Raw genomic sequence first — 18,854 nt, forward strand, 5'->3', positions numbered from 1 at the left:
GGAATCATCAGCGGTTTCTGACGATTCCGTTTTGGTATGACAATGTTATTGATATTTGCGATTATACAGCCAGAGAAGGCTAATTAGGAGAACCATGCCGAGCAGCATAGTCATGAGACCTGACGGACCTATATTTTTCTGTCCCAAAATAACAAGCGCCAAGCCAGCGATAAACATAACAGAATATAGCAATTTACTCATAGCAGCACCTTATCCTTTCAAACCACCCATTGTCATACCTTGGGTCAGTTTCTTTTGCACTAAAATATACAGGATTAGAGTAGGCAACATGACAAGCACCAGACCAGCATACAGCTGTCCATATTCTACCGCTGATTTCTGAGCAGCCATCAAATTCATTAAGCCAACCGGCAATGTTTTTAAATCTGGTTTGGTAAGCAGCGTCATAGAAATAATATATTCATTCCAGAATGACAGGAAATTGAATAAAATGATGGTCACTATAGCTGGCTTGGCCATAGGCATAATGACTTGAACCATCGTTCTAAAATAACCCGCCCCGTCAACCGAGGCAGCTTCTTCGTACTCTTTTGACAACGATTTGAAGTAACCTGAAAGCAAATAAACGGTAAACGGCAAAGCCATTGCTGTATAGACTAACGCCAACATAAATAGATTATTCAGAAAGATCGGCTGTCCAAGCAAGCTTCTGGCGGCCTTGTCTCCATTGTTCAGCATTAAAAATATGGGCACGACGATATAGTTCATGTTGATGAATAAACCCGCCATAAATAAAGTGTTCCAAAAAGCGCTTCCCTTAAACTTGTAACGGGCCAACACATAGGCGGCAGGCAAAGCTATTACGAGCAGTAAGCCAATGGCCATGGCTGTCAAAAGAACGGAGTTAAGCATGTAATCGCCCATTTTTGCTTTAAGCCAAGCATCTGCAAAGTTCTGAAGATAAATGCCTGCTGGCATTGCCCATGGATTGCCGTAGAACTCGGAATCTTGTTTAATGGAGGCAATAAACGCCCAAAAAACAGGAATAATGATAACGACTGCCAGTATGCTCAAAATCAGGTATGAGATGACCTTGTATATGCTTCCGCCGTTTTTTTGTTTCTTATTAATGCTTGTGTCCATATCGCTCCCCCTTAATACTCCAAGTTCTCACGTTTGGTAGCGGCATTCAAAATGCCTGCAAGGGCAAACGAGAATATAAATACGACTACGCCAATGGCCATTCCATAGCCGTATGAGGAGTTAGTATAGGCTTCCTTATACATATAGCTCAGGAATACTTCTGTCGCCCCGTCCGGCCCGCCGCTTGTCATAGCAGTAACAAACAAGAAGCTCATATTGATTGTACTTATAATAAAAAACGTAAGTGTCGTACGAATATTTGTCCATATGAGTGGAATGGTAATAGTAAAGAATTGATGGGTTGGCGATGCTCCCTCAAGATCAGCAGATTCATACAAGCTCTCAGGAATGTTGGCCATACTGGCCATATACATCACCATATAGTAACCGACTGCCTGCCAGATCATTGCGCCAGCGAGACTGAATATAACGATTTTTTGATCTCCAAGCCAAAGTATCGGATTATTATCACTGCGAAATAAGTTTAGAAAAGCATTTAAAAGTCCATTGTTTGGATCATAAATAGCGGAGAAAATGGCACTTATAACGACAACAGATAAAATGTTCGGGATATAGAAAATAATGCGAAAGAAGTCTTTGCCTTTCAGTTTGCCGCGGGTAAGCACGGAGGCAAATACCAGAGCAAACACAAAGGTTACTATTGTAACGAGAGTAATCAACAATATGCTGTTTTGGAACACTTGATAAAATTTGTCACTTTGAAACAGCTTGATAAAGTTGCTAAAGCCGACAAACGTTTTATTATCGGTATAACCTCCCCATTTGTACAAAGACATGCGGAATACATCAATAGTGGGAATGATTAAAAAGATAATGAACAGAATGACAGCAGGTGTCAGACAAAAAAATATGAACCGGCTTCTTCCCTTATTGAACGCCATGAGCCGATCTCCTTCCAAGATAAAATAACTGTGGCCAGGTTTCGCTAGCCACAGTACCATTAACTATTAAGTTAATAATAAATCAGTACAGCCCGAAGCACCTTTCGGTTAAGCAATATTACTTAAGAGCTGGACGAAGGGCGTCGCTTGCCTTAGTAATGGCTTCTACCCAATCTTGTTGTGACTTAGCACCAGTTACAAGCGAATCGATTGTACCAAACACGGTATCAGAGATGCTTACCCCTTCAACGGGATCTGTTGTAGCAAATGCGCCCATTGCTGCTTTGGCGCCATTGTCATAGACGCTGTAGAATAGCTTGTTATCGCCGTCCAGCTTGCTGGACATGCTCTTGATTGGTTGAATTGCACCAGCTTTTGCAAAGATTTCTCCAGCTTCATCGGAATAGAGATAAGCTAGGAATTGCTTAGCCAAATCTGCATTTTTTGCTTTTGCAGGCACCCAAATTTGCTCAAAGAATGTGTAGGAATAACGATCGCCGCCTTTATCAACGGCAGGAAGTGCAGTGAAGCCCCATTGGAAACCTTCAGCCCGAGGCGCTTTGCTCATCTCGCCAACTACCCATGTGCCGTTAGGCATAAACAATGCTTTGTTATCTAAAATAAGCTGCTGGTTTTTATTAAAGTTATCTTTGTTGGCATTTGCAGGAACAGTTTTTTCAGTGTAAGTCGCAAGTTTGGCAATAATGTCAAATGCTTTGGAAGCCTCTGGCGTCTGCCAGATTCCTTCAGAATAGTTCATTGCTTTAGTGAAGAATTCAGCACCGCCTACTTCATTAAGCATAGCGTAGAAGAAAGCATCAAAATAACCTGTAGTTGGATAGGAGAACAATGCAATGCCCTCAGCTTTGGCCTTGTCTCCTAATTCCCACATTTCATCCCATGTTGTTGGCACTTCCCAGTTTTTTTCCTGGAACAAGCCTGCGTTATAGAAAAGACCTGTTGGGCTGTAGAACATTGGCAATAAATATGTTTTTCCATCGTTGTATGGATTAGTAATAGTTGTTTCTGTAAAGCCAGGAATCAATTTATCTTTCACAGTAGATTGTTCACCAGGTATCGTCATGGAAAGGACATCGGTCAGATCCGTCATGTTGTTGTCTTTCACGAACGTTTCTGTTAACCCTTTCGGCTGTCCGACTGCCAGATGGATCACGTCAGGAAAATCACCGGATTTCATACTGGGTCCGATAACATCTTCGATGTTCTTGTCAATCGTTAAATCTACTTTAACACCAGGCACTTTTTTCTCGAAGGAGGCTGCAACGTCTTTCCATACGTCTGCTCCGTAAGCTGTTTCCAATGCAGCAAATTTTAAAGTACGTGTTTCTGTAACGGGTGTTTCACTGCTGTTAGGGCTTTCTTTGGATCCGTTTTCAGTTTTACCGCCGCAAGCAGTAAGTCCTAAAGCGAGTGAGACAGCAAGTGTAAGACTTAATATTTTCTTTTTTTTCATGTCTAATATCCTCCCGATTGAATTTACGAGCGAACGGGTTTATGGTAGTACTATAACAGCCATCACTGTTCGCAAATTAACAATATCGAAGAAGAACAGCTGTTTTCAATAGGTCGGGTTGATATCGATAAGATAGGTCATCAACATGCATGAATAATCTATAAGAGCTTTAATTGCTTTGTTTTTTGTGAGAAATTAATGAATGAATAATGGAATATAGATTGATAATCTGATGTATTTGGATAAAATCGTGCATGGATTAGTTAGATAAATTCATGTACAATGCTATAATTTTTCTATAATGTTAGTCTATTAAGGGTAAAAAGATGTAGGCTTTTAGGCAGGATAAGAGGTGGGAATCATGAAGAAGCTTATAAGCTTGATTATCGTAATTTTAATATTAAGCATAATTATTATTCTACGCACTAACAATGCTTTTTGGCATGAACGTGAGACAACTCCCGATCCTGCAGATATTGAATATCATGATCGTTCGGATTACGTTGAAAAAAGTTTTCAGAATAAAGAGCTGAATATTGCTGTATTCCAAGGAGCTTACGGCCCTGAGTATTGGAAAGAAATCGTTGAGCTATTTGAAGAAGCTTATCCGGGAGTTAAAGTAAACATAACGATTAGTCCTAGAATTGCGGATATAATCAGACCTCAAATTGTTGCTGGCAATCCGCCGGATTTTTTGGCTATTACGGATACTGAACAAAGCAGAATGATTAGCTCGCTTGTGAAGGAAAGAGGACTTATGGAAATAAGCGATGTGTTTGAAAGTAAGGCATTGGATAAAGATCAGTTGCTAAAGGATTTGATTCTTCCGGGCATGCTGGAAAGCACAAGATTTACTCCTTATCAGGATGGGCGAATTTACTTGGCACCGTTCAATGCAGGACCAATGGGTCTGATTTACAATAAAAATTTATTCCGTGAGAAAGGATGGGAGTTGCCTGAGACTTGGGAACAATTTTTTGCATTGGATGAGGAGTTAAAGAAAGAACAAAATTACTTGGTTAATGATAACGGTACAAAAACGAAGAGAGCGTTGTTCACTTATCAGGGCATATACCCTGAATATTTGGAAGAAATTATGTACCCTGCATTAGCCAACTCAACCGGCATTGATCACTTGAAGAAAATTTTTTCATATGAACCGGGGTCTTTTAACACAAATGAGGTTAAGAAAGTTCTTGATATATTTTCTAAAATTGGATCTGGCGGTTATTTATTGGAAGGAACGGTTACCCGTCATCATATTCAAGCACAATCAGACATGATGTTAGGTAAAGCGTTATTTGTTGTTAATGGTTCTTGGATGGAGTACGAAATGAAAGATTTTCCTAGAGAAGAAGGATTTGAATTTGGTATGATTCCCGTACCTGTTTTCAATAAAGGGGATCAGCGTTATATTCTGTCTAGTTACGAGCAATTTTCGATCCCTGCAAGGGCTAAAAATCCAGAGCTGGCAAAGCTTTTTTTAAAGTTTTTGTACACCGATGATTCTGTAAAGTTGTTTGCCCAAAAGTCTAATGGAGCGTATGCGCTAAAGGGGGCAAAAGAACTTTCCAAGCCTTATTTGACAGCTGATGCATATGGGATGTTCAGCGCTTATGATGGAGCAACTGCTATTTTGCAGGATTGGAATACATTACCCAAAAATATGAAAATAGATATTAGGACAGACCTGTTCAAAGATGTGATGACGCCTATCATGACCGGAAAAATGACAACGGAAGAATGGGTCGAACGTGTTGAGAAAACATTCGCAGAGATTCAAAGCAAGACAATGGATCTTCAAAAATAAGAAAGAGCAAGCAAGTGTGTGATGAACGTACAGTACGCTTCCAAACCACGTTAAAAGCGGTGGGGAAGCGTCTATTTTTATGTAAAATAATTAATCAATTTGGATATTTATGGTACAATAGCTTTGCATTGGAGGCGATGATAGTGAAAAGATATCAAACCAGATCATGTTCGATCGTAAAATTGTTTGTATTTCTGATTTTTTTAGCGGGTTGCAGTAGTGAACCTAATAGTGGAAAGAAGATAGCTTACATTTCGACAGTGAAAAATTCCCAGTATGCAAAAACATTTAGTGATTTACACCTTGGAGTTTTATATGATTTTAATTTGAAATTAACGGAAGCCGATAAAAGTTGGGTAACTCTTTGGGTTGAAGGCTATAAAAACGGAGAAGAAACTGACCCTTTTCGATTAAAAGAACTTTCGTATGGTTTACATCCCACAAATAAAGTTGTAGAGGGTCCGATTGGGTTTGGTATTATTAATCCCCAATCAGATGATGATGTTTCGTTCTTTTTGTATTCTTCAGGGGTGTCCGTACCACCACAAACAGTGGGAAATATATTAGAAGGCATAGGGGCAACAACTTGGGGTTTTGCAATCGGGGACGAAGAGGTGGCTTTAGAATCAGGTGAAACGAAAGTGCTTGGAGTTTACCGCCAGTCGGGAAATTCGATAAGAACGTACGATTACCAAGATATAAATCAAATAACACAGATGATAAATGAAGATAAAACTGTATTATTGCTTAAGATTAAAGTAGAGAAAGAGAACTAATTACATTTTTAGTGCTAATGAGCAAGTTAGTACAAAAGATTAGCGAATCCCTAAACATGGAACTATTTATTAAGTTCTTAAATAAGACGTTATAGGAATGAGGGGAAACATGAGTAAGTATTCATTTATAGTTTCTAATAGTTTATTACCTGAGATAGATTTAACTGGTGCAAAGAGAATGAAGTATGGAGACTACAAAAAATTAAATAAGGAATCTTCAAAATCTATTCGAGATCAATTAGATGATAAAGATGATGAATTAGTAATCCTAATCATGGATTCTACAAAAATGCATCATCTTAAGATAGCTATTTGTACCAATCCCCCTTATGGTTTGGAAGAATATATACAAAAAGATATTATTTATTGGTTAGAGGGCAACTCAGATGATGGAATATGGAAAGAACAACTCTATGATTATTTAAAAAGGCTAAATAATAAAGATGGACTTGAAATTTGGTCTATATGGTTCGGGGATGGTCCTCAAGATATTAAAGAAATAAAATTGAAATTATCAGAATTAAAAATATCAGACTTAGAAGCATTAAAGAGTTTGAGAATGAATTACTGTATAAAAATTGAATAGGAATTTTGATAATTCGTTAGTAAGAACATAAATCAATTGCTGATCGCCTGATTTATGGAGTGGATATTACGAAGTCGTTTGCATACGTGGTGAACAACGAGGTGAATATCTACGGCGCTGTTGTTAGGAATCGAAGATGAGGAGTCGATTATCGCAAGAGGAGTACTTCGATTACTGTCCTAAAATTCAAATCACGGTGGGAATGTGAACTTTATAATTGTACCAGACACCTTGATTCAGATACATTGCATTAGCTAATGGGTTTGATAGCTCAATCGAGAAAAGAAGACTGCTGCTCAGTACGACTTGGTGATATATAGCTTTAAAACGAAGGGATACTTGATGTGAATATTGTGAAAGAAATGACGGAGTGTTTATTGCATAATAAAAGTGCCGAAGATTGCAGCGTAAAAATGCTCAAGTAAAGTGCAAAAAAGGCACTTGCCAGTATCCCAAATCCCTCCTATCGTAGGGTTGCGAAGACCAGACGAAGGAGACTTGAAAGGATGCTGAAAATGCCTCAACAACAATATATCAAATTTTTACGTGAATCTGAAGACCTTTGGACATCGTCGACACATGGCTAGAGGAAGATCGGCTGCTCCCTCGTAAACAGCGGCATACGGGGGTGCGCATCTTTCAGAGGCTGCGAGATGAACATCAATTTACATAATGATTCTGAATAGTGGTAGTTATTGACATAGGCTACATGAAGAGTGCTCTTTTTGAGCAGGAGATTTTGGAGTGGAATAGTTTTATTAAGAATATAGAAAAAAATCAAATAGGTGGTTCCCAACTTTCTTTTCATGGTAATTTCTGGTGGTACCACACTTTCTTTTTTTCATCTTTATCACGTACCGCGGCAAACCCAGTAAAATCAACAAAATTGGTTCCACAGTTTTATATCACCTGACAATAAAAAGGTTGTTAGATGATAAAAAAGTCTGGAATCAGTAAAAAAACTGTGAGTTAGTAATAAAAATGTGGAACCGCTGAAGTCGGGGCTGTCCGAAAATCAGTAAAAACTGACCACTGGACGCCCCGTTTTTTGAATGCTAAAAAGGCATAAAAAAACCGTCTTTTTTTGTAGAATGAAAGTTACCACACCAACATTCAAAAAAAGACGGTTTTTTATGCGTAATCAAATAAAATGTACCCAATAAGATGGACACTTGAAAAAGGTCATCTTATTGGGTACATTTTAAATTTCCGTCCAACCTTTTTATTTTGGTGACTTATTGGACAGCCCCTTTTTTCAATTCGAAAGGAGAGGGAAACCCTGCAAGCAAACTTAGGAGATAGCATTACTTGTTTGTTTTGTGCAGCAAATGCTCATTCAAGAGGTCAAGAGCTGCGATACGATCACGATTTTGCAGTAGTTCGACAAGCTGACGGTGCCCTTCAAGCGTTTTTTTCTTGACCTCTTCAGACACGATCTCGTTCTTTTTAGATGTATCCAGTAAGGTGAAATAATTATCAATAACCTCTGTTAAATTTAATAAATAATGATTGGAAGAAAGGCTTACAATCATTCGGTGAAATTGTAGATCGAGCTGGATGAACTCCTTGTAGGCTTCCTCTTTCTCTGCTTGATCAATAATAGCAGTTAATGCTTCGAGCTCTGAGCTGGTAATCTTCTCCATAGCTTGAAGGACAGCAGCTTGCTCAAGCGCGGTGCGAAACTCAAGTAACTGTGTAAACTTTTCTTGATCCCCTCTTGTAATAAACATCATTTCTTGAAATAAGCGTGACATATTTTGTTCTTTAATGAAAAGCCCTTTGCCTTGTTTCTTATCAATCAGCCCCAAGGTTTCCAAATGACTAAGTGCTTCGCGTATGACAGGTCTGCTTACAGCTAAAGTTTCAGCTAGATTTCTTTCAGTTGGTAGGCGATCACCTGGCTCTAACTTATGGGTCACAATATATTCTTTAATTCTATCACTCACAATGCGAGAGAGAGAGGTAACGTCTTCCTTATTCAAATGCTCCACTGTGGCTTTGCTTCCTCCTCAATAAACGTTTTCAGTCTATTGTAGCAAAATTATGCTGTACTGCACATCTATTCATTCAAAAGCTGCTCCAGATCATGAAGTGGCAGATCCATGAAAGGAGCAACCATGTTATGCTGTCGATCTACATCCTTGTACCCAGCTCCGCTAACGATACAAACGATTTTGTCATGCGGATTTAATTTGCCTGCTTTCATGGCTTGAACCACACTAGCAAGAGCGATAGCACCGGCAGGCTCAGCATAAATGCCTTCCTTGGCAGCGAGTTCTTCCTGCCACTTCCAGGTTAATGTATCTTCAATTACCTCACCAAAGCCATTACTTTCACGGAGAGCCTCAAATGCAATACTTGCATCTGGTGGACTCGGTACTTGAATGCCGGAGATGAGCGAGGTTGAGGATCCTGAAGCAGGTCGACCCAAGCCTTCATTATAGCCACGAACTAAATTTGAACAACCAGCTGATTGACAAGCGACCATACGTGGAAGCTTGTCGGCGGAATTACGAAGAAGCAAGTCTCGAAATCCATAGTATATGCCGCTGAATAGACCACCACCGCCAACAGGTGAGAATACAGCATCGGGTGTGAAGCCAAGCTTCTTTTGAATATCCCAAGCAATGGTTTTAACGGCCTCCATAGCTTTAGGCGCATAAGCGAAGGCAGTAATAGCAGGCTCCCAATTGTTACGCTCTGCCTTTTCTCTTACCATCTCAAATACCTTTGTTCCGATCTCCGGGCTATATCCCATGCCCTTTACCTTAAATACTTTGGCCTGGTGAACGACAATTTGCTCTAGCTTTGCAGGAATGATATTTTCTTGCACATAAACATAATAAGGAAGTCCGGCTCTTGCTGCATAAGCGGCAAGGGATGCACCTGCGTTACCTGAGGTAGTACCGATGCAAGCCGTTTTACCTGCCTGCTTGGCAAGCGACAGAGCGAGAGCAGAAATTCGATCTTTATAGGAGCCAGTCGGATTTAGTGATTCTAGCTTAAAATATAGGTTAGTCAATCCCAACTCTTTTCCAATTGATACACTTGGAATGAGAGGAGTATGCCCCTCCCCCAACGTTATTCTGTTCTCCTCGGCAACGCTTGGCAAGTATTGCGCATATTTCCAAATGCCTTGTGATCCCATGCTAGACATTATGATTTCTTCCTTTCGTAGAGTAATGATTATCATCATGAAAATATGAGCGTGAATAAGAGACAAAGGTAATTGGTATTACCAATTTCAATGTACTTGATCTCTTATCCGGCAGTCAATCCTTTTTTTAAAAATAAGTATATTGACCAAGACCTGAGTAAAATGCTATATTCAAATTGGTAATACCATTTTGGTAATACCAATATTGCGTGCCAATTAACATTAAGACTTCATGTAGGTAGGTGATAAGGTGATGCAGGCCAACGATCAAACGGTGGTAGAGGCTAGACAAGTTATACGTCTAGGCATAATCGGGTTAGGTAGATTCTCGAGATACCACCTCATATGCTTAAGTCAGCAAACAGATGTAAAGCTAGTAGCGGTTGCTGATCTTAACAAGGATCAAGTGAATGAAGTAGTTGAACAATGGAATTGCAAAGGGTACTTGGATTGGAATGCTATGCTTGACAATGAAAGCATGGATGCGGTTATTGTATTAACGCCAGAAATGTATCATGTTGAGCCCGTTTTGAAAGCGCTGTCTAAGGGTTGTCATGTTTTTGTCGAGAAGCCATTGGCATTGGAGCATGAAGAAGCAGCAAAGCTGGTGCAGACTGCCGAACAAGCCAATAGATTGTTAATGGTTGGGCATGTAGGAAGATTTGATACCCGTTTATTGAAGATTAAGAGAGCGGTCACGGAAGGACGACTAGGCCCACTGCGCTCTATTTATGCCAGACGAAATAATCCTAAAAAGTATTTTCCGATTTATCGCCGTTCTAGTCCTATCTATATATTAGGTATTCATGACATTGATCTGATGCACTGGATTACAGGATCACGTGTAGTGGAAGTGTTCGCTCGCTCTTCCTCTTACTCTGACTCCGAACATGATCTAATATGGTCAATGCTCAAGTATGAGAATGGGACTATAGGTGTCATTGAAAATAATTGGCTTATGCCAGACAACACACCGGCAGAGATGGATATTCGTATGGAGATTGTTGGAGATAGCGGAACCATTCATTTTCAAGAGCCAGATCGATCCTTAGAGTTTTGGGTCGATGATGCTGTTACAGCTCCAGCCTCTTATTCCTGGAATGAAGTGTACGGTCAATATTATGGCGATTTACATAATGAAATGAATCATTTTTATGAATGCATTCGTCAAAACAAACCATCCTCTATTTTAAATCCTTATGATGCGCTTGAAGCAGTAAAGGTTGCGGAAGCGATAGTTCAATCCAGCAAAACGGGACTTCCTATTAAGCTGAGCTGACGGAATAAGGATAGATTAAATAGAGAAAAGAAGGGTGAAATATGCGGCTAACGGAGCAGGTATATTTGGTAGGAAGCGGCGCCCTTGGATTCAATGAGACGGATGCTTACGATTGCAATATTTATTTCATAGATGGCGGAAGTGAACGGATGCTTATCGATTGCGGCTCTGGCATGGGCGTTGAAGCTATCCTTTCAAATTTGAAAAGGCTTGGCTATCAAGCAACTGACATCAATTGGATCGTTGTTACTCACAATCATGCCGATCACTCTGGTGGTGCCCACGAGCTAAGATTGCGCACCGGAGCAAAGATTATCTGTTCACAGCGTACTGCATCCATTGTTCAAATCGGTGAGAGTGCCATGGGCTTAAAGGCAGCCAAAGAGCAAGGAATTTATCCCAAAGATTATCACTTTATACCGATTACACCTGATTTGATCGTTCGTGATGGTGAGCAAATTATGCTAGGTGAGCTGTCGATTCAGTTTTTGGAGACGCCGGGACATAGCTTTGATCAAATAAGTGTGTATTGTCCTGAGCTTGAAGCATTATTTTGCAGTGATGTTATATTTGCAGGGGGGAAAATAGCAGTACAGCAAGCAGCTGGCTTTTCCTTAGTTGAATTAGAGCAATCGATACGTAAGATGTCTAAATTACAAATAACAGATCTGTATCCTGGTCATTGGGAACCACTTCGAGCAGATAGAGGCGCTACTTTACATCAAGCCATTAAACTGTTTGATGCTGGAATCATACCAGGGAGCATCGTTTAAATCACTTATTATGCAAATTAAACTTCTGAAGGAGAGAAAAAAATGAGAGAAGGATTTTATCCCGCACTTGGGACACCGCAAGACGAAATGGGCAATGTGATTGAATCAAGCTTGACCCTTCACGTGGAAGATCAAATTCGTGGTAAAGCATCAGGTCTTCTAGTTATGGGTTCGATGGGAATTGAAGCTCAAGTGAGGCAATCGCAATATGTCAAGGTTGCCTCCATTGCCATTAAAGCTGCGAAGGATGCATTGCCAGTTATGGTTGGTGTAATGGATAATTCGATTGGCAGGGTGCTTAACCGTATTGAAAGTCTTAACGACTTGAATGTTAGCGGTGTGGTGGCTACTACTCCTTTCTACTTTGGAATGAATCAAGCAGAAGTGAAAACTTTTTTTGAACAAATTGCTGATAAGTCTCCATATCCTGTCTATTTGTATGATTTGCCAGGTGTAACCAAAACGAAAATTACAGTAGATACGGCCATGCAGTTAATGGCTCATCGCAACATTGCAGGTATCAAAACAGGCGATTTGCCAACAGCTAGAATGCTAGAGCGTCAGAAGGGCGAGGTTGATCCGCAATTCTCCATCTTATTCAGCGGACTTGATGTGTTCGATACCGCCTATGGGTTTGGACTGAATAGACAGCTAGACGGTATGTTTTCTTGTACAACTCCATTAAATATGAAGCTGTATGATAGTCTGGCAAATCATGATATGGCAGCAGCGTCTAAAGCATTGGATGATATTGTGAGCCTTCGTGATCTATTTGTCAGTGTAGGTGTTTTTGGCGGCTTTACACATGCCATGAACCTACTGGGATTCGAAGGAAACTTTGCTCCGGATTATACTATTGCATTAAACGCAGAGCAGCAAGAAAAAGTGAAAGCGTTTATGCAGCAATTGAAGCTAATTTAGTGGAGGACTAAGATGACAAATACCATTTCGGTTAAGGATTTTAATCTAGACCAGATCGTTCTGGGGTCGTGCAGCAACTGGCAGCTAACCTTTGAAACTGCTGAGGATGTAGAAGGAACGATTCCATTACGAGTAGTAAAGGGAGCCTCAGCAGGCCCTACACTGCTTATACTAGCAGCCGTACATGGTGATGAATATGATGGGGTTCAAACTGTCGTTGAATTATGCAATGAGCTGACTCCAGAAAAAATAAATGGAACCGTACTGATGGTGCCCATTACGAATAAGCTATCGTACGAAGGAATATCCAGAGAAACACCTTTAGATGGACGTAATTTGGCAAGAGAATTTCCTGGAAACCCAGAGGGGACCTATACACAACGACTTGCATGGCATCTAGATCAAACGCTGCTGGCTAAGGCAGATTTCCTGCTTGACTTTCATAGTGGCGGCATGATTGCATCCGTGCCGACCTTGGTTGGTTATTATCACAATGACGAACATGAGCATGGAAGGCGCTCGAGAGCAGCTGCAGAAGCATTCGGAGTGGATACGATATGGGCACACTCAACTGTAGGACCTGGTCGAACTGTATCGCGTGCTACGGATAGAGGAATTCCATGGCTGTATACGGAGACAGAAGGTGGCCGCCGAGTATGTATAGAAGGACAACAGCAATATCGGAAAGGTACCTATCGACTGCTTCATCATCTTGATATGCTGCGGGAGCCGGAGGCTTGGTTGTCGGAGGAAGCTAGTCGAGCGATAAAGTATAGGCTATATGGCCATGGGAATTTTGATTTATCTTTAACGAGTAAGGAAGAAGGCTTTTTTATCCCGTCGGTTAAGCTTCTTGACGAGGTAAAGGCTGGAGATTTGATAGGTATCATTTACGGTTTATTTGGTGAGATCAAGGAGAAAGTGATTTCTCCTCAAGATGGAATCATGATTGGAATTACCGTAATGCCTAAAGTCGATAAAGGTGGCATAATTTGTGCCATTACACAAGCCTTTCCAGAAGAAATGCGGGCTTGATAGGGACAATGCTTCCTACTAATGGCGTATAGAAAAAAGAAGTGAGGCATGAATATGAACGTTATATTGAATATGGACTATTATGACAACGTAGTTTCGAGTGATGTGCCTTATGATGAGCCCTTAATTGAAGAGTTTATGCAGAAATGCAAAGAAAATGGTGTTGAGATCATTCATTGGCGCCTTTCAATTTGTGGTAAGCTGTTTTATCCAAGTAAAGTTCGAGCCGAGGATGTGTTCCAAGAGGGTCCTAGTAATGTGGACAGCAGTAAAGTTAGAAATATATTAGAGAAATTCGACCCACTTGAGGTCGCAACTCGAATGGCACACAAATACGGCCTAAAGGTGTATGCATGGATTACATTGATGGACGAGTATTACATGCGAAAAGGGGATACGGTAGGTCTCGAAAGTCAATTTGTTGTTAAGCATCCAGAGTACACCTGGATTAGCCGTGATGGAAAGCACCATATGCTAGGAGCCATTTGTTATGATTACCCTGAAGTGGTCGAGCATCGTCTAAAGGAAATAGAAGAAGTGCTATCTTATGATATTGATGGCTTGTATTTATGTACGAGAAGTCATGCTAAGCATAGCCTCCCTGTATTAGAGGAGGACTTCTATGGCTTTAATGAGCCGTGGGTACGTAAGTACAAAGAACGCTTCGGCGTTGATATTCTGACAAAGGATTTTGATTCAGATGCACTATCAGCCATTCGTGGAGAGTCCTTTACTGATTTTCTTGCACTTGTCAAAGCTAGAACGGAAGCTAAAGGCATCCCGCTGATTGTAGGGCTGCGTAAAGGAAAGCATGAAGCGATGAATATGTACCCTTATGCTAAAATTCATTATAATTGGCGGCATTGGGTAGAAAATAATCTTGTCGATGAAGTCTCAATGTGCGCAGGTGAAGATTTTCATGATCATTCAAAGGAATGGCTTGATGAAATCGGAATAGATTTTGCAGATTATTGTATTCAGCATGGTAAGAAGATGAATGTGTGGATTCGTCTGTGGGATTGGAGCAATAAGTATGTGAATCGTGAAACTGATTCTTGTCCGACAAAGCCATTTGATGTTGTTAAGCAGCTGATGAAGACTGTAGCGTCATATCCAAATTTGAATACTGTTGCCCTGCACGAGGCGTTAAATGTAGAGGTAAAAGATTTATGGAAAGCGATAGATTTGCGTAATGGATAAACATAACATATGCCTTCATCATGGGGATGATTACGATAGCTTTCACGGGGCGATCGTACCTCCTATATTCCAAAACACTCTGTTCACGAACAAAACAAAGGATCATGGCTATATATACACACGTTCATCCAATCCAACTATTGAAATTGCTGAACAAAAAATCGCTGCTTTAGAGGAAGGTGAAGCGGCAATTTGTTTATCATCCGGTATGGCTGCTATTAGTGCTGCTATTTTGCATGCATTGTCTAAGGATGATCATGTAATTTGTGTAAGCAGCGTGTATCCGCGAACAAGAGCATTATTGAATGAATACATGAATCGATTTGGCATTAGTGTAACCTACATCAGTAAGGGAACTGTAGATCAGTTTGAAGCAGCTATTCAATCGAATACAAAGCTTATTTATTTGGAAAGTCCATCCTCGCTTATATTTTCTATGCAGGACTTGACTGAAATTGCAAAGCTTGCACAGCAGCATGGCATCATAACAGCGATAGATAATACTTGGTCGACACCTTTGTTTCAAAATCCATTAAAGCATGGAATCGATTTAGTTATCCATTCGGCAACAAAATATTTAGGCGGTCATAGTGACATATTAGGCGGCATTATTGTGGGTAAGAAATCTAGAATAGATCTTATTCGTGTTAGGGAACGAGAGATGCTCGGGGCCATTATGGATCCGCATCAGGCTTGGCTGCTTATACGCAGCTTGCGAACACTTCCAGTACGGATGAAGCAGCATCAAGAAAATGCTTTAATTATGGCTAATTTCCTGGAAGGGCATCCAAAGGTGACACGTGTACTGTACCCTGGCTTGAAAAGCCATCCTGATTATGAGCTTGGCAAGAAGCAGCTCTCTGGTTATTCAGGAGTCATGAGCTTTATCGTTGACCGGACCTATGATCAGATTAATACGATGCTTCGAGGTCTTCAATTATATGAAATTGGACCTAGCTGGGGCGGATTTGAAAGCTTGATCAGCGGTATACCTATACAAGAGCTGTTCTCTGAAGCAACAGGCTTGCCATTAGGCACTGGACTTATACGGATGTCTGTAGGACTAGAGGATATTCAAACATTAATGGATGACTTAGATGGCGGACTTAGACGAATTTAAGGGCCCAGGCTGTGCTAATGGACAACCAGGCTACGCTAGAAAGGCTATTTTCAAGATTGATACCAACTATATGCTGAATTGGAGTTAAACCCTACGAACTTAATGGATGATTCCTGTATTCTACAGGAGTCATTTTTTGTCCGCGTTACAAGGTTTGACGTTGATGAAATAGAAATGATATATTGTGTTCACTATAATATTGTTATATAAGGGGATATTACTATTTATGGGAGGATGAATGTTATGTTCCGTAAGCGCTTACTTTCTAAAGCCAAGCAGCGCGTAATGCTAATCAGGCTAATTTCATTTTTTCTTGTTATTTCCTTACTGCCGCTGCTTATCATCGGGACGATCCTAGATCGAAATATTCGTTCTTCAATGAAGGAAGAGCTTCTAGCTGCCAATTCGCAGCATATCCAGCAGACTGCCAGTACAATGGAATTTATGATTGGGCAAATCAGCAATCAGTTTCGACAACTATCCATTGATACTGCATTAAAGGAATTTGAAAATTATCCTAGAGGAAATTACTATGAGTCCTTGTCGGGAGAGTACCGTTCATTGGACTTACCTGGACTTTATTTTTACATCCAAACAAAGGAACGGTTAATTCAGACGATAAGCAAGCTTAAAGGTTCTAACGAATATATTGATTCCGTGTATATGTATGACAGTGATAAAGAAATGATACTTACCTCGGATAAGATGCAATTTCAAAAAAATCTCTTCTACGATTTCGATTGGGACAAGGATATTCAATCTATACAATATTTTCCGACGATAATGGAGCCAAGGCTTGCTAAGGCAAAAGATCATAGCTATAAAACTGTTATTCCAATGGTGTTTGTTTCCAACACACGTATGTTGGATAAAAGCAACAATTATGTTGTTGTGAATTTGGATGTTGAAGCATTATCGCATGCATTCGTCAGCAAGCTTGAACTTAAACCTGACAATACTTTTTTTGTACTTTCATCCAGCGGGAAGATGCTTCTGCAAGATAATGACCAGGGTCTAACACGTCATGAGGTTGTGGATGAAGCTATGCTGACACAAATTGATAAAATGGGGAATGCGGGTTCCATTGAGTATGTGGCTCGTGGCGAAACTGTATTGATCAACGTACAATCATCTAGTAGCTTGGGCTGGAAGTTTGTTACGATCACATCCCTTGATGAGGTCTACGCTGCCGTATCCAGGATCGGGGATATGATTCTAATAACCTGCTCCATTCTTGTCGTGGCTATCGGATTGTTGATCTTCGCGGCAACTAGAAATATATACAATCCAATTCGCCATTTGCTCGATTTTATTCATCATAATTTCGAGTCTGGCGGCAAGAAAGCAGATTCGCATTGGTCTGAACTTCGTTTGATTCGAGGTAGTCTTGAAGAAATTATGGAGGACCGTAAAAGTCTGCAACAGAAATTGAGAGAAAGCCTGCCCGCAAATCAGGAAAAATTTGTATACACCTTACTACATGACCATAGCTTGAGCAGGGATGAAATGAATGAGAAAATGGCTTTTTTTGAGCTTGAGCTTAAATTTTGTGGAATTCACGTATGGTTAATATTAATTGAGGGCTTCCATGATCTTAACGCTGGTGAAGAAGACAAAAGCTTGAATAAGCTGCGCATGATTAATTACGTGGAGCAAAGCTTGCCTTCGGATCGTCCTAATATCGTAATGGAAATTGTTGAAAATCAAATCATTGTACTCTTTAATGGTGAAAAGAGTGAACTGCAGGAAGGCTTCAAGCTAGCAGAGCTTATTATTAATACGGTGGAATCGAAATTCGGCATCATTTGTACTGTTGGTATTGCACAATTTTGCGAGGACATTATGCAATTGCCGCACAGCTATGAGCAGGCGAAGGAAGCACTCTTGTATCGGAGAATGGCGGGCTCATGCGAGGTTGTCTATATCGAGGACGTTCGCATGACCGGGACACCTGTTTTTAATTACCCTAAAGACAAAGAGGAAATATTGATTCAAGCTCTCATTAACGGTGATCTAACTCAGTCGAGGAAAATTTTGAATCAAATGATTCATGATATCAAATCACATGAGGGGCAAGTTTACTATCACCAAATTAAGCATGCGTTAGTTCAATTACTGAACAGACTAGTCAAGATGGCCAATGATATACGGATTGATCTGAATGATCTGTTGGAGGAAGAAGGGAACCTGTTCAATTCGCTCAATCAAAAGAACAACTGGTTTGAAATTACAAGCTGGTTTGATGAGCTCATAACGAAACTGTCTAATAATTTGGTTCATGCTGTCCGAGACAAGAAAAATCGACATATTGAACAGGTGTTGCGTATGATAGACGACAACTGTGGTGAAACGATGACTCTCCAGAATGTGGCTGAGCAATTAGGATTAAATCCTTCTTACTTGAGCCGTATCTTCAAAGATGAGCAGGGTGTAACCTTCCTGGAATTTCTAACAGAAGTTCGAATTGCTCGGAGCAAACAGCTTATTTCTCAAACGAATCTCAAGATTAAGGAGATTGGGGAGCAGGTGGGTTATTACAAAACAAATTATTTTATTAAGCTGTTCAAGGAGCATACGGGATTGACTCCTGGGGACTACCGCAAGCTTACGAATCAGCTTGCAAATGATTTTGAGGACAATGAAGTGGGATAATCTTTAACAATCTTTTACAGCTTACTTCGATCAACGTTGAGTGATGATATATGAAGGGGAAATTT

At 40.3% G+C, this 18,854-nt stretch carries 16 protein-coding genes; 10 read left to right on the top strand and 6 right to left on the bottom strand.

Annotated features, from left to right (window positions below; all coding sequences use genetic code 11):
* Positions 1–45: 45 nt before the first annotated feature.
* From V1L65_RS09310 to V1L65_RS09325, 4 genes are all read right to left on the bottom strand, one after another.
* Entirely contained in the window at positions 46–201 is a 156-nt protein-coding gene (locus tag V1L65_RS09310; RefSeq protein WP_331698858.1) for a DUF6903 family protein, read from the bottom strand.
* A 9-nt stretch (positions 202–210) separates the two neighbouring features.
* Complete coding sequence (locus V1L65_RS09315) at positions 211–1,104, bottom strand: carbohydrate ABC transporter permease (RefSeq protein ID WP_331698859.1); 894 nt, start codon at positions 1,102–1,104, stop codon at positions 211–213.
* An 11-nt stretch (positions 1,105–1,115) separates the two neighbouring features.
* Positions 1,116–2,006: a carbohydrate ABC transporter permease gene (locus V1L65_RS09320; protein ID WP_331698860.1), complete on the bottom strand. Its 891-nt coding sequence runs from the start codon at positions 2,004–2,006 to the stop codon at positions 1,116–1,118.
* 118 nt (positions 2,007–2,124) lie between these two features.
* Positions 2,125–3,480 (bottom strand): carbohydrate ABC transporter substrate-binding protein, encoded by a 1,356-nt coding sequence (locus tag V1L65_RS09325; RefSeq protein ID WP_331698861.1) that lies wholly within the window; start codon positions 3,478–3,480, stop codon positions 2,125–2,127.
* 361 nt (positions 3,481–3,841) lie between these two features.
* Here V1L65_RS09325 and V1L65_RS09330 point away from each other — a divergent pair, with 361 nt between their 5' ends.
* The 3 genes from V1L65_RS09330 to V1L65_RS09340 all read left to right on the top strand — a co-directional run bounded on the left by V1L65_RS09330 (position 3,842) and on the right by V1L65_RS09340 (position 6,652).
* Positions 3,842–5,290 carry a carbohydrate ABC transporter substrate-binding protein gene (locus tag V1L65_RS09330; RefSeq protein ID WP_331698863.1) on the top strand — a complete coding sequence of 483 codons (1,449 nt, stop codon included), beginning with the start codon at positions 3,842–3,844 and terminating at the stop codon, positions 5,288–5,290.
* Positions 5,291–5,433: 143 nt separating this feature from the next.
* Positions 5,434–6,066, top strand: coding sequence for a hypothetical protein (locus V1L65_RS09335; protein WP_331698864.1), 633 nt, complete (start codon positions 5,434–5,436; stop codon positions 6,064–6,066).
* Positions 6,067–6,175: 109 nt separating this feature from the next.
* Positions 6,176–6,652 carry a hypothetical protein gene (locus tag V1L65_RS09340; RefSeq protein ID WP_331698865.1) on the top strand — a complete coding sequence of 159 codons (477 nt, stop codon included), beginning with the start codon at positions 6,176–6,178 and terminating at the stop codon, positions 6,650–6,652.
* Positions 6,653–7,956: 1,304 nt separating this feature from the next.
* Here the strand turns inward: V1L65_RS09340 and V1L65_RS09345 are convergent.
* Both V1L65_RS09345 and V1L65_RS09350 read right to left on the bottom strand, forming a co-directional pair.
* The gene (locus V1L65_RS09345; RefSeq protein ID WP_331698866.1) at positions 7,957–8,643 is read right to left on the bottom strand and encodes a FadR/GntR family transcriptional regulator; all 687 of its coding nucleotides are present in this window, start codon (positions 8,641–8,643) and stop codon (positions 7,957–7,959) included.
* Positions 8,644–8,711: 68 nt separating this feature from the next.
* Entirely contained in the window at positions 8,712–9,809 is a 1,098-nt protein-coding gene (locus V1L65_RS09350; protein ID WP_331698867.1) for a pyridoxal-phosphate dependent enzyme, read from the bottom strand.
* A gap of 253 nt (positions 9,810–10,062) precedes the next feature.
* Here V1L65_RS09350 and V1L65_RS09355 point away from each other — a divergent pair, with 253 nt between their 5' ends.
* The 7 genes from V1L65_RS09355 to V1L65_RS09385 all read left to right on the top strand — a co-directional run bounded on the left by V1L65_RS09355 (position 10,063) and on the right by V1L65_RS09385 (position 18,789).
* Positions 10,063–11,088, top strand: a complete 1,026-nt coding sequence (locus tag V1L65_RS09355; protein ID WP_331698868.1) for a Gfo/Idh/MocA family protein — start codon at positions 10,063–10,065, stop codon at positions 11,086–11,088.
* Positions 11,089–11,129: 41 nt separating this feature from the next.
* Complete coding sequence (locus tag V1L65_RS09360) at positions 11,130–11,861, top strand: MBL fold metallo-hydrolase (protein ID WP_331698869.1); 732 nt, start codon at positions 11,130–11,132, stop codon at positions 11,859–11,861.
* A 42-nt stretch (positions 11,862–11,903) separates the two neighbouring features.
* Positions 11,904–12,782, top strand: coding sequence for a dihydrodipicolinate synthase family protein (locus tag V1L65_RS09365; protein WP_331698870.1), 879 nt, complete (start codon positions 11,904–11,906; stop codon positions 12,780–12,782).
* A gap of 12 nt (positions 12,783–12,794) precedes the next feature.
* A complete protein-coding gene (locus V1L65_RS09370) occupies positions 12,795–13,817 on the top strand; it encodes a succinylglutamate desuccinylase/aspartoacylase family protein (RefSeq protein WP_331698871.1) in 1,023 nt (340 codons plus the stop codon).
* Between the two features lie 54 nt (positions 13,818–13,871).
* Positions 13,872–15,017, top strand: a complete 1,146-nt coding sequence (locus V1L65_RS09375; protein ID WP_331698872.1) for a hypothetical protein — start codon at positions 13,872–13,874, stop codon at positions 15,015–15,017.
* Positions 15,010–16,137 carry a trans-sulfuration enzyme family protein gene (locus V1L65_RS09380; RefSeq protein WP_331698873.1) on the top strand — a complete coding sequence of 376 codons (1,128 nt, stop codon included), beginning with the start codon at positions 15,010–15,012 and terminating at the stop codon, positions 16,135–16,137. Before V1L65_RS09375 ends, V1L65_RS09380 begins: the two co-directional genes overlap by 8 nt.
* A gap of 243 nt (positions 16,138–16,380) precedes the next feature.
* Positions 16,381–18,789: a helix-turn-helix domain-containing protein gene (locus V1L65_RS09385; protein ID WP_331698874.1), complete on the top strand. Its 2,409-nt coding sequence runs from the start codon at positions 16,381–16,383 to the stop codon at positions 18,787–18,789.
* Positions 18,790–18,854: the final 65 nt, after the last annotated feature.

The sequence above is a fragment of the Paenibacillus sp. IITD108 genome, from assembly GCF_036541265.1.
Classification (GTDB): Bacteria; Bacillota; Bacilli; order Paenibacillales; family Paenibacillaceae; genus Pristimantibacillus.

Coding starts and splice junctions, on each gene's coding strand:
- V1L65_RS09310 (WP_331698858.1), bottom strand. CDS start 201: ATGAGTAAATTGCTATATTCTGTTATGTTTATCGCTGGCTTGGCGCTT.
- V1L65_RS09315 (WP_331698859.1), bottom strand. CDS start 1,104: ATGGACACAAGCATTAATAAGAAACAAAAAAACGGCGGAAGCATATAC.
- V1L65_RS09320 (WP_331698860.1), bottom strand. CDS start 2,006: ATGGCGTTCAATAAGGGAAGAAGCCGGTTCATATTTTTTTGTCTGACA.
- V1L65_RS09325 (WP_331698861.1), bottom strand. CDS start 3,480: ATGAAAAAAAAGAAAATATTAAGTCTTACACTTGCTGTCTCACTCGCT.
- V1L65_RS09330 (WP_331698863.1), top strand. CDS start 3,842: ATGAAGAAGCTTATAAGCTTGATTATCGTAATTTTAATATTAAGCATA.
- V1L65_RS09340 (WP_331698865.1), top strand. CDS start 6,176: ATGAGTAAGTATTCATTTATAGTTTCTAATAGTTTATTACCTGAGATA.
- V1L65_RS09350 (WP_331698867.1), bottom strand. CDS start 9,809: ATGTCTAGCATGGGATCACAAGGCATTTGGAAATATGCGCAATACTTG.
- V1L65_RS09355 (WP_331698868.1), top strand. CDS start 10,063: ATGCAGGCCAACGATCAAACGGTGGTAGAGGCTAGACAAGTTATACGT.
- V1L65_RS09360 (WP_331698869.1), top strand. CDS start 11,130: ATGCGGCTAACGGAGCAGGTATATTTGGTAGGAAGCGGCGCCCTTGGA.
- V1L65_RS09365 (WP_331698870.1), top strand. CDS start 11,904: ATGAGAGAAGGATTTTATCCCGCACTTGGGACACCGCAAGACGAAATG.
- V1L65_RS09370 (WP_331698871.1), top strand. CDS start 12,795: ATGACAAATACCATTTCGGTTAAGGATTTTAATCTAGACCAGATCGTT.
- V1L65_RS09375 (WP_331698872.1), top strand. CDS start 13,872: ATGAACGTTATATTGAATATGGACTATTATGACAACGTAGTTTCGAGT.
- V1L65_RS09380 (WP_331698873.1), top strand. CDS start 15,010: ATGGATAAACATAACATATGCCTTCATCATGGGGATGATTACGATAGC.
- V1L65_RS09385 (WP_331698874.1), top strand. CDS start 16,381: ATGTTCCGTAAGCGCTTACTTTCTAAAGCCAAGCAGCGCGTAATGCTA.